The 12,128-nt window shown below is 60.7% G+C and carries 13 protein-coding genes and 2 pseudogenes; 10 read left to right on the plus strand and 5 right to left on the minus strand.

Annotated elements, in window-relative coordinates:
- Positions 1–163 precede the first annotated feature (163 nt).
- From FJW03_RS18315 to FJW03_RS18325, 3 genes are all read left to right on the plus strand, one after another.
- Positions 164–463: a DUF982 domain-containing protein gene (locus FJW03_RS18315; RefSeq protein WP_140759599.1), complete on the plus strand. Its 300-nt coding sequence runs from the start codon at positions 164–166 to the stop codon at positions 461–463.
- A gap of 21 nt (positions 464–484) precedes the next feature.
- Positions 485–766 (plus strand): DUF982 domain-containing protein, encoded by a 282-nt coding sequence (locus FJW03_RS18320; RefSeq protein ID WP_140759941.1) that lies wholly within the window; start codon positions 485–487, stop codon positions 764–766.
- Between the two features lie 238 nt (positions 767–1,004).
- Positions 1,005–1,172, plus strand: a complete 168-nt coding sequence (locus FJW03_RS18325; protein ID WP_181173095.1) for a hypothetical protein — start codon at positions 1,005–1,007, stop codon at positions 1,170–1,172.
- Positions 1,173–1,248: 76 nt separating this feature from the next.
- On the opposite strand, the gene FJW03_RS18330 is transcribed toward FJW03_RS18325, so the two are convergent.
- Positions 1,249–1,467, minus strand: a complete 219-nt coding sequence (locus FJW03_RS18330; protein WP_140607161.1) for a hypothetical protein — start codon at positions 1,465–1,467, stop codon at positions 1,249–1,251.
- Between the two features lie 705 nt (positions 1,468–2,172).
- Positions 2,173–2,718: an inorganic diphosphatase gene (locus FJW03_RS18335; protein ID WP_140690624.1), complete on the minus strand. Its 546-nt coding sequence runs from the start codon at positions 2,716–2,718 to the stop codon at positions 2,173–2,175.
- Positions 2,719–2,847: 129 nt separating this feature from the next.
- Between FJW03_RS18335 and FJW03_RS18340 the strand changes: the two genes are divergently transcribed.
- The 3 genes from FJW03_RS18340 (at position 2,848) to FJW03_RS18350 (ending at position 4,530) form a co-directional block, all read left to right on the plus strand.
- Positions 2,848–3,081, plus strand: coding sequence for a hypothetical protein (locus FJW03_RS18340; RefSeq protein ID WP_140690254.1), 234 nt, complete (start codon positions 2,848–2,850; stop codon positions 3,079–3,081).
- 218 nt (positions 3,082–3,299) lie between these two features.
- Positions 3,300–3,518 (plus strand): hypothetical protein, encoded by a 219-nt coding sequence (locus tag FJW03_RS18345; protein WP_140607163.1) that lies wholly within the window; start codon positions 3,300–3,302, stop codon positions 3,516–3,518.
- A gap of 715 nt (positions 3,519–4,233) precedes the next feature.
- Positions 4,234–4,530: a DUF1236 domain-containing protein gene (locus FJW03_RS18350; RefSeq protein WP_140607164.1), complete on the plus strand. Its 297-nt coding sequence runs from the start codon at positions 4,234–4,236 to the stop codon at positions 4,528–4,530.
- A gap of 743 nt (positions 4,531–5,273) precedes the next feature.
- Here the strand turns inward: FJW03_RS18350 and FJW03_RS18355 are convergent.
- Both FJW03_RS18355 and FJW03_RS18360 read right to left on the minus strand, forming a co-directional pair.
- Positions 5,274–5,856 (minus strand): annotated as a pseudogene (locus FJW03_RS18355) (invasion associated locus B family protein).
- Positions 5,857–5,875: 19 nt separating this feature from the next.
- A pseudogene (locus tag FJW03_RS18360) lies at positions 5,876–6,344 on the minus strand (YadA-like family protein); the annotation flags it as partial.
- 179 nt (positions 6,345–6,523) lie between these two features.
- On the opposite strand from FJW03_RS18360, the gene FJW03_RS18365 reads away from it, so the two are divergent.
- The 4 genes from FJW03_RS18365 (at position 6,524) to FJW03_RS18380 (ending at position 10,336) form a co-directional block, all read left to right on the plus strand.
- Positions 6,524–7,972 carry a phospholipase D-like domain-containing protein gene (locus FJW03_RS18365; protein ID WP_140607167.1) on the plus strand — a complete coding sequence of 483 codons (1,449 nt, stop codon included), beginning with the start codon at positions 6,524–6,526 and terminating at the stop codon, positions 7,970–7,972.
- 97 nt (positions 7,973–8,069) lie between these two features.
- Entirely contained in the window at positions 8,070–8,870 is an 801-nt protein-coding gene (locus FJW03_RS18370; RefSeq protein WP_140607168.1) for an endonuclease/exonuclease/phosphatase family protein, read from the plus strand.
- 123 nt (positions 8,871–8,993) lie between these two features.
- Positions 8,994–9,311 (plus strand): hypothetical protein, encoded by a 318-nt coding sequence (locus FJW03_RS18375; RefSeq protein ID WP_140607169.1) that lies wholly within the window; start codon positions 8,994–8,996, stop codon positions 9,309–9,311.
- Between the two features lie 128 nt (positions 9,312–9,439).
- Positions 9,440–10,336: a hypothetical protein gene (locus tag FJW03_RS18380; protein ID WP_140759590.1), complete on the plus strand. Its 897-nt coding sequence runs from the start codon at positions 9,440–9,442 to the stop codon at positions 10,334–10,336.
- A gap of 273 nt (positions 10,337–10,609) precedes the next feature.
- Here FJW03_RS18380 and FJW03_RS18385 read toward each other — a convergent pair whose 3' ends face one another.
- On the minus strand, positions 10,610–12,124 hold the full coding sequence (locus FJW03_RS18385) for an aldehyde dehydrogenase family protein (protein WP_140759587.1): 1,515 nt from the start codon (positions 12,122–12,124) through the stop codon (positions 10,610–10,612).
- Between the last annotated feature and the right edge of the window lie 4 nt (positions 12,125–12,128).

Raw genomic sequence — 12,128 nt, forward strand, 5'->3', positions numbered from 1 at the left:
AGCCGTCTGAGAAGTCCGCGTGTCCCGCCCCCTTCATCAGTCCTGCCAGATGTCCGGCTGTCTTGACACCTGAAAAGCTCGAACACATATCGTTCTGCGGTGCGAGCCAGCCCGGCCTGCACCAACCCGAAAAACTCAAAACTCGTTCAACTTGGAGGATCTGATGAACGATCGGATGTTCGATAGCCCCGTATTCGTGAAGGGCGGGGAAAACACCATTCAAGAGATTGCGTGCCTCGAAGACGCCCTGGAATTTATGTACGAGTGGCCGAAGAATAGACGCGGCCCGATTTACGACACAGCGCTTCGCGCCTGCCAGCGAGCGTTTGATCGGGACTATCCGCTGTCTGCCGCGCGCAACGCTTTCGCGGGTTTTGCCAAGTCGGCCAAAGTTATCGAAGAGGTCAGCGCGCCTCTGGCGTGGATGACCGGCAAGGCCAGCCAAGGCGGCGTGGCGGCTTAGCAGTGCTGATGGGAGGTTATGATGCTTTCGAAGCCTTTCAAAAAGCCAATCCGTGTATGGGTTGGTCTCGGCTTTCCTCGTCAACTCAACACCGTTGTCGATGCCTACCAGTTCGCCATGGACTATTGCGGCAACAGTCCTGAACAGAGAGCTGCAATTCGAGCCTGCAAGGCGGCACTAACCGGTGATATCGATGCGGAGACGGCGCGCGGCGTTTTCGTGGCGTTTGCCGAGAAAAAAGGCTTGGTGGCCGACGAGTGGGTGCCGCTGCCCGTCAAGAACGAAAGGCGCAACCACGCCTGATAATTGGGGCGGTCGTTCTCACGCGGCCGCCTCGCCTGCTTCGGGGCACCGCGGCCCCGGCACAGGACACGGGCCAGGAGGGGACTAGTCCTCGCGCTCGCCCAGCGACGCCGTTGCGCGTCTATTCGACCTCGAGGTTGCTAGCTCCCCAGAAGACTGAGCCGCCCAAGTAAACCTTACGTTGAATATTGTTGATCATTGACCGCGGATTTGGGGAGAAGAGTGCGAGGAAGCGCAGATGGCAAAGCGCAAATCAAAGCGAATCAGGGTTCTATCCCTGCCTTCGCCCGAGCTCATCGTCGAAGCCACATTTTTTGCTCGAAAGTGTGGGATCACCACCGACGAGGCGTCGGCTCTCATCGCCCGAGCTAACAAAGCCGAGAAGATTCGGGACCCTGAGCGCTAATCCGTGGCCCTTGATCAGCCTCATCGCTCGCGGAATCGCCAATTTCAATCTCCAGTGGAATCCAGCGTGCCGGCGCCTAATCGAGGCGCTTGATGCGGCCCTTCTCGAGGCGGAATACTCCGGCATTGCCGCCTTGTTTCTCAAAATCGGTCTGCAATTCATCCCAGGTGCCAAGGTGCTCCCCACAGTCGGCACACAGGATCCGTGTCTCGGGTCGCGCATCACGCGGTATTCTCAGCCGGATGGTGAGGCAATAAGGGCACTCCAGCCGGTGATCGAGAAATTCTTGCGACATCGCTCAGCCCTCCTCGCTATCGGACCCCGCGTATCAACGCTTTCGGGAAGATCCGCTAAATTGGGGTCGTGGAATGGAAAGGTTGACCAGCATCTCAACAGATCGGTGCGTCTGATGCAACTCACTCCTGCCAGGCCTTGCCTTGCGGTCGTCTTCAGCGCTGTCGCCTTCTCGATTTCCCGCTGGATATGCGGGCGATAAGACCAAGTGCCGGCGCCGCCGCCGCAGGGACGCCTTTCGCAGTCTCGGCATATCCGTGCTCCTAGCTGGCCTGGTTCTTTCGAACCGCTGGGCGACAACAGCAGGGGCACGGGATCTGGAAGTTATTCGCTGTAACGTCAGGTACCGTATCTGACTTCAAGAGCGTCAGCTATTCGCTCGCAAAGCAACTCCCCCGTTGCTACATTTAGGTGAAGGCACAGGCGCTCTCCTCGATTGTCAACGACGATTATCGCGATGCCTTCATCGGTGTAGTCGGCACCCGATTCAACATCCACCAGCCTGAAATTGCGAGGGACCGTATCCGGATCGGTGGACATATTCGCACCCCATCGGCGGCTATTCGGCAGCTGACTGTCGGATTATCCCACGTCAAGCCCTGCCATTGCAATGAGACGGAAGATCACGGGACTGAACGCTTGAATTGTGCCGTATCCGAGCCGGCAAAAACACCTCGGAATGACCGACGCGTCATAGACCCAGGGATCACTTCAACACCTTTTGTTTTCGCTGAAAGGCCTTGGCACCCTTGATGAGTGATTTGGCCGCCTCGCCGGCGTCCTGCCAGCCCTTCAGCTTGACTATCTTGCCCGTGCCCAGCACGGACGACAAGAAGAACTGCTCTATCTCCTTGCGCAAATCCTGCGGCACGTGGTCGGCGGCGGTGGGCTCGTCAAGGGCGTCCTCCCTGCGCGGGCAGAAAATATAGCGATCGTTCCTGAGCACGGTTCCGTGCGGATCCTTCTGCTGCACCCGTAGCGCACCGAGCAGGTCGCATTGAATGACCACGCCTGGGGCCGTCGCCGCCTGGTGGATCACCATGCCGTCAAGCGGATCACCGTCATCGCCGAGGGTGGAGGGTACGAAACCCCAATCATACGGGTATGTGTTGCCGACCGGCAGCGGCCTTGAATATTGAAAGACACCCATCTTCGGCTCGTAGGCGAGCTTTGCCGCTGCTCCCCTTGGCGTTTCGATCACGACGCGAAACAGGTTCCGGGACTTCGTCGGTAGTTTCAAGAAGTTTGTCATAGCCATACATCCGAAAGCGCCATCGCAGTAGCACGCGCGACGAAGCAAAAGGTTCCCGTTTTGCCAGCCGACAAATGGAACCAGCTTTGGAAGCGAATGTTCAACATTGCAGCGAAAAGGGAGAGTTTGATGGCTAAGATTTCACCGCATGCGCTGAAAGGCGCCGGCTACGGGATTTCAACCATAAGCGTCATATTGCTGGCGGTGGTCAGCTGGAAAAGTGCCTCGCAAGATCCGATGCTTGCCGCATGCCTGTTTGGTGGTGCCGTAACCTCGATAGCTGGCATGTGTTGCCGCTGGACTTCCTATGCGATCGAAAAGCGCCAGAAGCGCATGCAAAGGGATGCTTTGGGGAGCTTATGACCGTTGGTCGACCTCAATGACTCCGCCCGCCGGCGCAGCCAGTTGCCGCTGCCGTGCCCGTGATCCAAAGATGCCAAGGCGCCTGAAAATACCTCGCCGACAACGGCATGAATGGTTTGATTGATTGCCAGGGCGCCCGCCGACGATAGGCCACACGACGCCCTTGTGTTTGCATCTCGCCCGCCCGATAGTCTCATCGGGACGCTCTGAAAGTAGCCATGGCCAGCGAATATCTGAACCACCTTTTGGAGTGCCCCTTTTGCGGCACTATCCGGTTGCGGATTCCCAGCGACGCCCAGCCGTTGACGCCGATCACTTGCGCCGATTGCGGCAAATATCTCGGCACATGGGATGAGTTGCAAACCGATTTCGAGCTGCAAGGCGGCACCGATGGGGTGTTCCGTCTCGACAAAGGGCGCATCAAGAAGCTCGACTAAAGCGCGTCGCGTCGAAACGGATTCATGCGACGCTTTAGGTCATTGTTTTTACGCACGTCGTTCGCCCAGAACCGAGGTCACTTTTGGGCGACATGCATTAACCCAGAAAGAGCAATCTCCGCTCGCTCGTGTGAGTGAGCGCTCATCCATTTTCAGCCTGCCGTAAGGCTTACGAGCAACACGGCCACCAAGATCGATAACGGCACCGCCATGAACAGTGCTGCCTCCAGAAAACGGGTTTCCTTGTCTCTGAACATTAGGCCAAACCTCACATTTCGGTGCCGGACGCCCGGGGAATTGAGGGTTCGCTCGCCGCCGCATCGGAGCGGCGTGCGAACCCTATCGGCGCAGGAAGGGACGTTAGCTGCGCCAATCTGCAAAACCTTCGTGGTCGATTCTCCTGGAGGGTCAACTGAGGGCAATGCCAACCACCAAGAAGGTGATGGCCACCGCGAATATTGGTGCGAGCAACCAGCGCGCTTGTCCGACACTCCTATCCATCACCTTCCTCCACAAACTTGCAGCGAACAACGACCGCAAAACGCGGCTGTTCCCGGTAAGGGGTTTGGCAGGACTTTTGCGTTTCGCGATTGGACCTAAGTCCGGTGTCCGCCCGACCGAAGCCCTAATTCGGGAACGTTTGACCTCGGGCCAAGTTCGGTCCGGGCGCGGCAATGGAAGTCGTACCGCGCTTATTTTTGCGAAGGAGGAACTCATGAGAATGCATCTTGCCGCCGCCGCTGCGGCTCTGTTGCTTGCGGGTATTGGCGCAGCCGCGGCGGAGGACGTCGTTATCCAGCCCGAGCAGGAAACAGTCATCAAGGAATACGTGAAGAAGCAGCCGCTGGCTTCAGTGAAGGTTCCCGGTGTGGAACTCAACGTCGGCACGGCTTTGCCCGATACCGTCGAACTCCACGAAGTTCCCAATGTCAAATATCGCTACACCGTGATCGACAATCGGACGGTTGTCGTGGATCCGGGCACCCGCAAGATCGTCAAGGTCATCCAGTAGGGGCGATCGCAGCATTTGGCCCGCCGCCCGGCGAGGCGGCGGACCAGATCCACAAAAATCTTTAACATTGTGTGAGAACTTGGATGCCGCTCTCCGCAGCATTGTTGACCTGCAAAATGACATTCCAATGTCCCGAATGCGGTTTCGCATTCGTAAAGCACGGTAGCTGGTTTCAGAGTGTTTCGTGGTATGAGTGCGAGGGTTGTCGACGCCGGATCCGGATCACCTATCCCGACAAGCTCAAACTCTTCGCCAGGTATCAGCAGGCGCCGGGCCCGACGACAGAGCGTCCCCGGCTGCGGCACAGAATGGACGTGGCAACTACCCGATGAAGTGAATGACGAACCGGCTTTTGCGCAATTTGCATCGCAAACCGACGCCTGGGGGTGCGTCGAGGTTTCGCCCAACCCTGGCAGGACGCTTTGACTTCTGAAAATGCCGTCAATCTCGGTCCCCGCTCCGTCGAAGTTACCGGAAACATGGGCGAATGATTTGTCCGCCTTGTACGCGGCGGGAAAAGTTACATCCTGGTTTTCGGACTCGAGTCTTGTGCCCGCGCCTATGCGGAAGGCCAGCGAGCGGCTCTGGTCCGCCATCGAAGGCCGCCTCGCGCCAATGACGCGCGGCCACCGCCGCAGCGCGCGCACGGGCTCGACCACCCTTCGCCGATCCGCCTCGACATTCGGACTGCCGGGTGTCGCGGATATGAACGGATCCTGTTGCTGGCTCATGGCGATGCCTCGTTACTTGATTGGCGCAAGGGCTTCCGACAGCCCTTTGAGCATTGCGGTCACGGTGATGGTCTGGCCGTCGACGGTTGCATAGGAGATCGCCGGCGTTGCCTTCTGCGCTATCTGCTGGCGCATCAGCGGCCCCACCGGCAGCATGCCGACACAGACCATTTCGTTGCAGCCGTCGAGATGCACGTCGATCGGCTGTTTGCCATCGAACTTCAGCGACACCGGGCCGTCGCTCCTGGCGTTCGGCGCGGTGCGCACGATCATGTACGGCTTGCCGTCCTGGGTGGCGGCAAGCGACCAGCTGAAGGCCATCTTGCCGGCTCCGTCCTCGATCACCTGCGAGACATTGCACACCTTCTTGCGGGCCTTCAGGTTCTCGTCGCAGATCAGCGTCCAGTTCTCGAAGGGACGGATGGTGCGCTGGTATTGCCCGAGCTTCACGTCGGGAGGCACGACCACATCCGAAGGCTTGATCCTGAAGGGCGGAGCCATCTGCAACCGGCGCCAGCCCGCCGGCAAGCGCCAGGCAGGTCAGCACGGCCACGGCAATTGCATCTAGGCCGGCATGGCCTGTTCGCCTGTCCATTCCCGCCTCAAATCCCTCTTCAGTTCAGCGTGAAGCTCAGGCCGGCGCCGACGCCGACGTTTCCACCGGCGGCCGTGCCCGACACATTGGCGCGGATGCGGCCATCCTCGCTGGTGTAGCCCGCGCCGAAGGCGAAGGCGCTCGAATCCCGCCAGAAGCCGCCGCCCGCCGCCACGCTCAGCTTGCCGGGATGATCGTCGTAGCGCAGCGAGGCCGATTGCCGCCGCCTGCCGTGCTTCGTCCCTGATGCCGCTTATGTCGGAATTGAGCTGGCTGAACTTCTGGTCGGTATAGTTTTTAGCCTGCGGCAGGGTCGTGACCGCCACCTGGTCGGTGTAGCTCCTGGATTGGGCCAGGTTCAGGTTCAACTGGTTGACGTTGACCGCGTCGGTGCCGGTAACGCCTGGGCCGACATTGGAGATAACGACAGGCGCATTCGGGTCGCCGCCTTGCAGCGTTATTTTATTGGTCTTGGTCGTCGATCCGTCGGCCATATGCTTGAGGTCACGCTCCGCTCTCCTGGATGGAGTTCTATCGGCGCTTGATTCGCTCAATCTGTCTCAGGAAACGGAATTCTTCGGCTGAGCGTCGCGACCGTCATCCGGCAAAAGCCCAGGCATAAGCGACTGCATTGCCTTCTGCGACCACCCGCTGGATAGTCCGCAAAATGTTCGAGACCCTGGCGACTCACTGGCCCCGAATCCTGGCGATCATCTCGGTGATCATGGCGACCGTCGGCATTGCCCACGCCGTCATGACCAAGGAGGACGTTCGTGCCGCCACCGGCTGGGTCGGCGTCATGCTGCTGTCGCCGATCATCGGTGTGCTGATCTATGCCGTGGCCGGCATAAACCGCATTCGCCGCGCCTCGATCAGCGCGCAGCGGCCACTTGCCGGTGACGCTTCCGTTCGCGACGCCGCCGTCGAGGAGTTGATCGGCAAGCAATATGGCCAGCGCTTCACCGGCCTGAAGACGCTGGGCGACCGGGTGGCACGGCGCGCGCTCACCTCCGGCAACACGATCACCCTGCTTAGAACCGGCGACGAGGCCTATGCGGCGATGTGTCTGGCCATAGACAGGGCCAGGCACAGCATCCTTCTGGAAACCTATATCTTCGACAATGACGCCGTCGGCCTGCTCTTCGTCGAGTCGCTGGCACAAGCCGTGAAGCGCGGCGTCACCGTCCGCGTGCTGATCGATGCCGTCGGCGCCCGTTATTCCGTGCCCAGTATCCTTGGCCATCTGCGCCGCGCCAACATCACCGCCGATCTCTTCAACGGCAACATCGTCATGGGCCTGCGCCTGCCCTACGCCAATCTGAGGACCCACAGGAAGATCCTGGTCATCGACGGCGCGATCGCCTTTACCGGCGGCATGAACATACGCAAGGGATTCTCGGCCGAGTTCGCCGGCCTTGCCAGCGCCAGGGACACGCATTTTCAGGTCAGCGGGCCTGTTGTGACCGACCTGTTCTCGGTCGCTGCCGAGGATTGGCGTTTCGCCGGCAATGAGAGGCTGAAGGGCGATGCCTGGCGGATCACACCATTTTCGTCCACCGCCGGCCAGTCGATGATGGTGCGTGCGGTCGCCTCGGGGCCCGATGCAAGCAACGAAACCAACCACAAATTGCTGATCGGCGCCTTCTCCATCGCCCGCAAGTCGATCCGCATCATGTCGCCCTATTTCCTGCCGGACCGCGAGTTGATCAGTGCGCTGATCACCGCTGCCAGGCGCGGAGTCGAGATCGACATCGTGGTGCCGGCGAAGAACAATCTCTTCCTCGTCGATCGCGCCATGACCGCGCAATTCGACCAGATGCTCAAGAATTATTGCCGGATCTGGCGTACCGCAGGGCCGTTCGATCATTCCAAGCTGCTTTCGATCGACGGGCTGTGGGCCTATGTCGGGTCGTCCAACCTGGACGCCCGCTCGTTGCGGCTGAATTTCGAGATCGATCTCGAGGTTCTCGATGCCGGCTTTGCCGAGGAGATCGAGGCTCGCATTGAAGCAGCGATCGAAACGGCCACACCCGTGACGCTGGAAGCGTTGCAGGCCCGCCCGTTCATCATCCGCCTCTTCGATCGTATATTGTGGCTCGGTTCACCCTATCTTTAACAAAACGACGTGTTTGGCGGATAGCGTGCACCCATGGAACATCGGCCGGAAGACTCTATTTGAGGTGCATGGTGAGAAAAGCAGGGACAGGCATGCCATGCGGATGAACGGGCGCAGCCTGCCGGCGAGCATGCTTTTGTCCATCCGTGACCGGCGGATGCGCAAGGCCAATGCCGCGTCGCCCAAAAAGGCCGGCGCCACCGGGACGCTGGTCGCTTCCTACAACGTCCACAAATGCATCGGCGTCGACCGCAGGTTCGATCCCGACCGCACCAGCCGCGTCATTCGCGAAATCGACCCCGACGTCATTGCGCTGCAGGAGGCGGACAACCGTTTCGGCGACCGTGACGGACTCCTCGACCTGCCCCACCTCGAACGGGAAACAGGCCTGGTGCCGGTGCCGATCGCAGCCAATGGCAAAGGCCATGGCTGGCATGGCAACGTCCTGCTTTTCAAGAAGGGCGTCGTTCGCGACGTGCATCAGATCAGGCTTCCGGGCCTGGAGCCGCGCGGCGCGGTGGTGGCCGAGATCGATCTCGACGGAAACCGGACATTGCGCGTCATCGCCGCCCATCTCGGCCTGCTGCGCCGCTCACGTTCGCAGCAGGCCCAGGTCGTGCTGGATATCATGAACAGCCCCGACGAAACGCCGACGCTGCTGCTCGGCGACCTGAACGAATGGCGGCTCGGCAACCGCTCCGCGCTGAACACGCTGCACTTGACCTTTGGACCGCTGCCGCCGGCCGTTCCCACCTTCCCGTCGAACCTGCCGCTCTTGGCACTCGATCGCATCATGGGTAACCGGCACGGCATGATCTCGGCTGTGGAAGCGCATGACACGCCGCTTTCGCGCGTGGCTTCCGATCACCTGCCGTTGACGGCCTTTGTTCGGCTGTAAGGCCACAGTCCCGGCCGCTCCGACCGGCTTGGCGTCCGCGGCGACGAGTAGCTTACCGATTGGTATTGGAACGCTAAGTCTTTCCACGAGTTGATATGGCTTAGAACCGCAGGAGGACGAAACATGAAAAAATTCATTTTGGCTTCCGTGCTGACTTTGGCCGCAACAGCCGCAGTCATCGCGCCGACGCAAGCCGCAAGTCTGGTTATCCAATCCGACGACGACAACCAATATTCGGATGACCAATCCGATAGCGGAATCGTCATTCGCCGCCACCATCACCGGCACTATAATCAGTATGGCGACGAGAATGTGCAATATGACGACTATGGCAATGGCGATTATCGCCGCTATCATCGGCGCCACCGCTGCCATATCGAAACGGTCGTGCACTGGCGCCACCATCACAAGGTGATCGAAGACGTTCGCGTCTGCGGCTGACCGCTTAGGAACTCATCTCGAAGATCACATAAGGCCTATCCCGTATCAGTCGGGATAGGCCTTATGTGCTTGACTGGCCCTGTACGCCGCTTTTGCTATGTCTGGACACAAATGTTGAAGGCTGAAAAATAGGGAACGCAACCTCGCCATCCGAGGTGGTTCAAAGCATCGGGAGAATAGCCCTGCATCTGGAAGACATAGCCGCTCATCCGGCCTTGCACCGCTACGTTCAGGAACAGTCGCAGTCCCTGATCCGCATCTATGAGGAAAGCCCCCGACTGGCTTCCATCTTTGCCACGCAGCAGCGCTGGCTGATGGGTCATGTCGGCCTTGCCATGCATTTCAGGCGCGACCCGAACGACCGCCGCAAGGAACTGACGGTATCGCGTTTCATCGAGGTCGTGCACCGCAACGCGGTGGCCAGCCGCAATACGGCCGACGCTTTCATCAAGGAGATGCTGCACTACAACATCGCCGAGTATGTGGCGGGCGGGGACGGCCGCACCCACCCGCTGCAACCGACGGCGGCCACCATTGAGAGGTTCACCGGCTGGGTCATCGCCCATCTGCGCACGCTTGACCATATCGACGGCGGCGGCCGGTTGGCCAGATACCTGGAGCGGCCCGACATGCTTGCCACGCTGCAGCCCCTGGTCGCCGACGGCCTGCTCGCTTCAAAGCCGGTGCGCGAGCCCAACCAGACCTTTTCCCTGTTCATCTGGCTCAACAATGGCGGCATCGTCATGGACTGGCTGATGTCGGGCATCGATCCCGATCATGCTGGCCTCGACCGGATTCCAACCAGTGTGGTTTCGATCGGCGACTTCGCCAAATGGCTTAAATTGTCGCGGACCCATCTCGGCCGCAAACTGCGCATGGCCGAGGAACTCGGCAGTATTGGCTGGCTTGGTCAGCGCGGCCATTCAGTGATGTGGGTATCGCACCGGTTCTATGAGGAATACATGACCGTCCAGGCGGCCAAGCTTGCCGTCGTCGACAGCGCCTTCGAAGCCTGCTTTGGCTGATATCGGGCGTCGACCCCGAGCATGCCGGCCTCGACCGAATCCCGACCGGCATCGCCTCGATCGGTGATTTCGCATGACGGCTGAAGCTGGCACGCAAGCTGCGCGATGCCGGGGATCTCGGCAGTGTTGGCTGGCTCGGCCAGCGTGGCAAAGCCGACGCTGGACAAACGTCAGAAGCTGTCCAGCGTTACAGTGGCGTGTACGCCTTCCACCTGTGTCGATTGATGCTCGCCGAGCCTGAACGACACTGGCTTTGGCTAAGCCCCGGCGCTCTCAATCGATGTCGAACGAGACACCCTGGGCAAGCGGCAGGGCCTTGGAATAGTTCACCGTGTTGGTGGCGCGCCGCATATAGGCCTTCCATGCATCGGAGCCGCTCTCGCGGCCGCCGCCGGTTTCCTTTTCGCCGCCGAAAGCACCGCCGATCTCGGCTCCCGAAGTGCCGATGTTGACATTGGCGATGCCGCAGTCCGATCCGTCGACGCCGAGGAAACGCTCGGATTCCTGCAGGTCGCGGGTGAAGATCGACGACGACAGGCCGGCGCCGACCGCATTGTGTTCGTCGAGCACAGCGTCGAAATCCGAGTATTTCATCACATAGAGGATCGGCGCGAAGGTCTCTTCGGTCACCGGCGAAACCTGCTTCGGCATCTCGACCAGCGCCGGATGCACATAATAGGCATCCGGGTGGCCGTTCTCGACCCGCGTGCCGCCGGTCACCTTGCCGCCATGGGCGGTGGCTTCCTGCAGCGCCTTCTGCATGGCGTCGAAGGCGGCCTTGTCGATCAGCGGACCGACCAGCGACGAGGTCTCCAGCGGATTACCGACCGAAACGCTCTGATAGGCCTTCTTCAAGCGCGGAACCAGGGCATCGTAGACGCTGTCATGCACGAACAGGCGCCGCAGCGTCGTGCAGCGCTGCCCGGCCGTGCCCATGGCGCCAAACGCAATGGCGCGCAGCGCCATGTCGAGGTCGGCGGTCGGGCAGACGATGCCGGCATTGTTGCCGCCGAGTTCCAGCACGGCGCGCGCGAAGCGCTTGGCCAGGCGCGGCCCGACATCCCTGCCCATACCGGTCGAGCCGGTGGCCGAAACCAGCGGCACCTTGGGATGGTCGACCAGGATTTCGCCAACTGCGCGGCCGCCGATCAGCACCGGCGCCAGCCCTTCCGGCGCGTCGGTGCCGAACCGCTTGGCGGCACGCTTGAAGATCGCCTCGCAGGCAAGTGCTGTCAGCGGCGTCTTTTCCGACGGCTTCCACACCACCGCGTCGCCGCAGACCAGGGCAAGGGCGGCGTTCCACGACCACACCGCGACCGGGAAGTTGAAGGCCGAGATGACGCCGACCACGCCGAGCGGATGCCAGGTTTCCATCATGCGGTGGCCCGGACGCTCGGTGGCGATGGTCAGGCCATACAATTGCCGGGACAGACCGACGGCGAAATCGCAGATGTCGATCATCTCCTGCACTTCGCCCAGCCCTTCGGAGGGGATCTTGCCGACCTCGATCGATACCAGCCGGCCAAGCTCGGCTTTGTGAGCGCGCAATTCTTCGCCGAGCAGACGCACCAGTTCGCCGCGCTTCGGGCCTGGCACCAGCCGCCAGGACTGGAATGCCTTGTGCGCGGCACCGATGGTCTTGGCTGCGTCGGCCGGCGAGATCGTCGTCAGCGCCGCGATCTGCTCACCAGTCACCGGACTGCGCACGATGAGGTCGCCGCCCGCAAGCGCGTCCTTGGCCACGCCCAGTTTTGCCAGCAGTTCGGCCGTTTCCTTCGCTATGATCATATTT

The sequence above is a fragment of the Mesorhizobium sp. B4-1-4 genome (assembly GCF_006439395.2).
GTDB lineage: Bacteria > Pseudomonadota > Alphaproteobacteria > Rhizobiales > Rhizobiaceae > Mesorhizobium.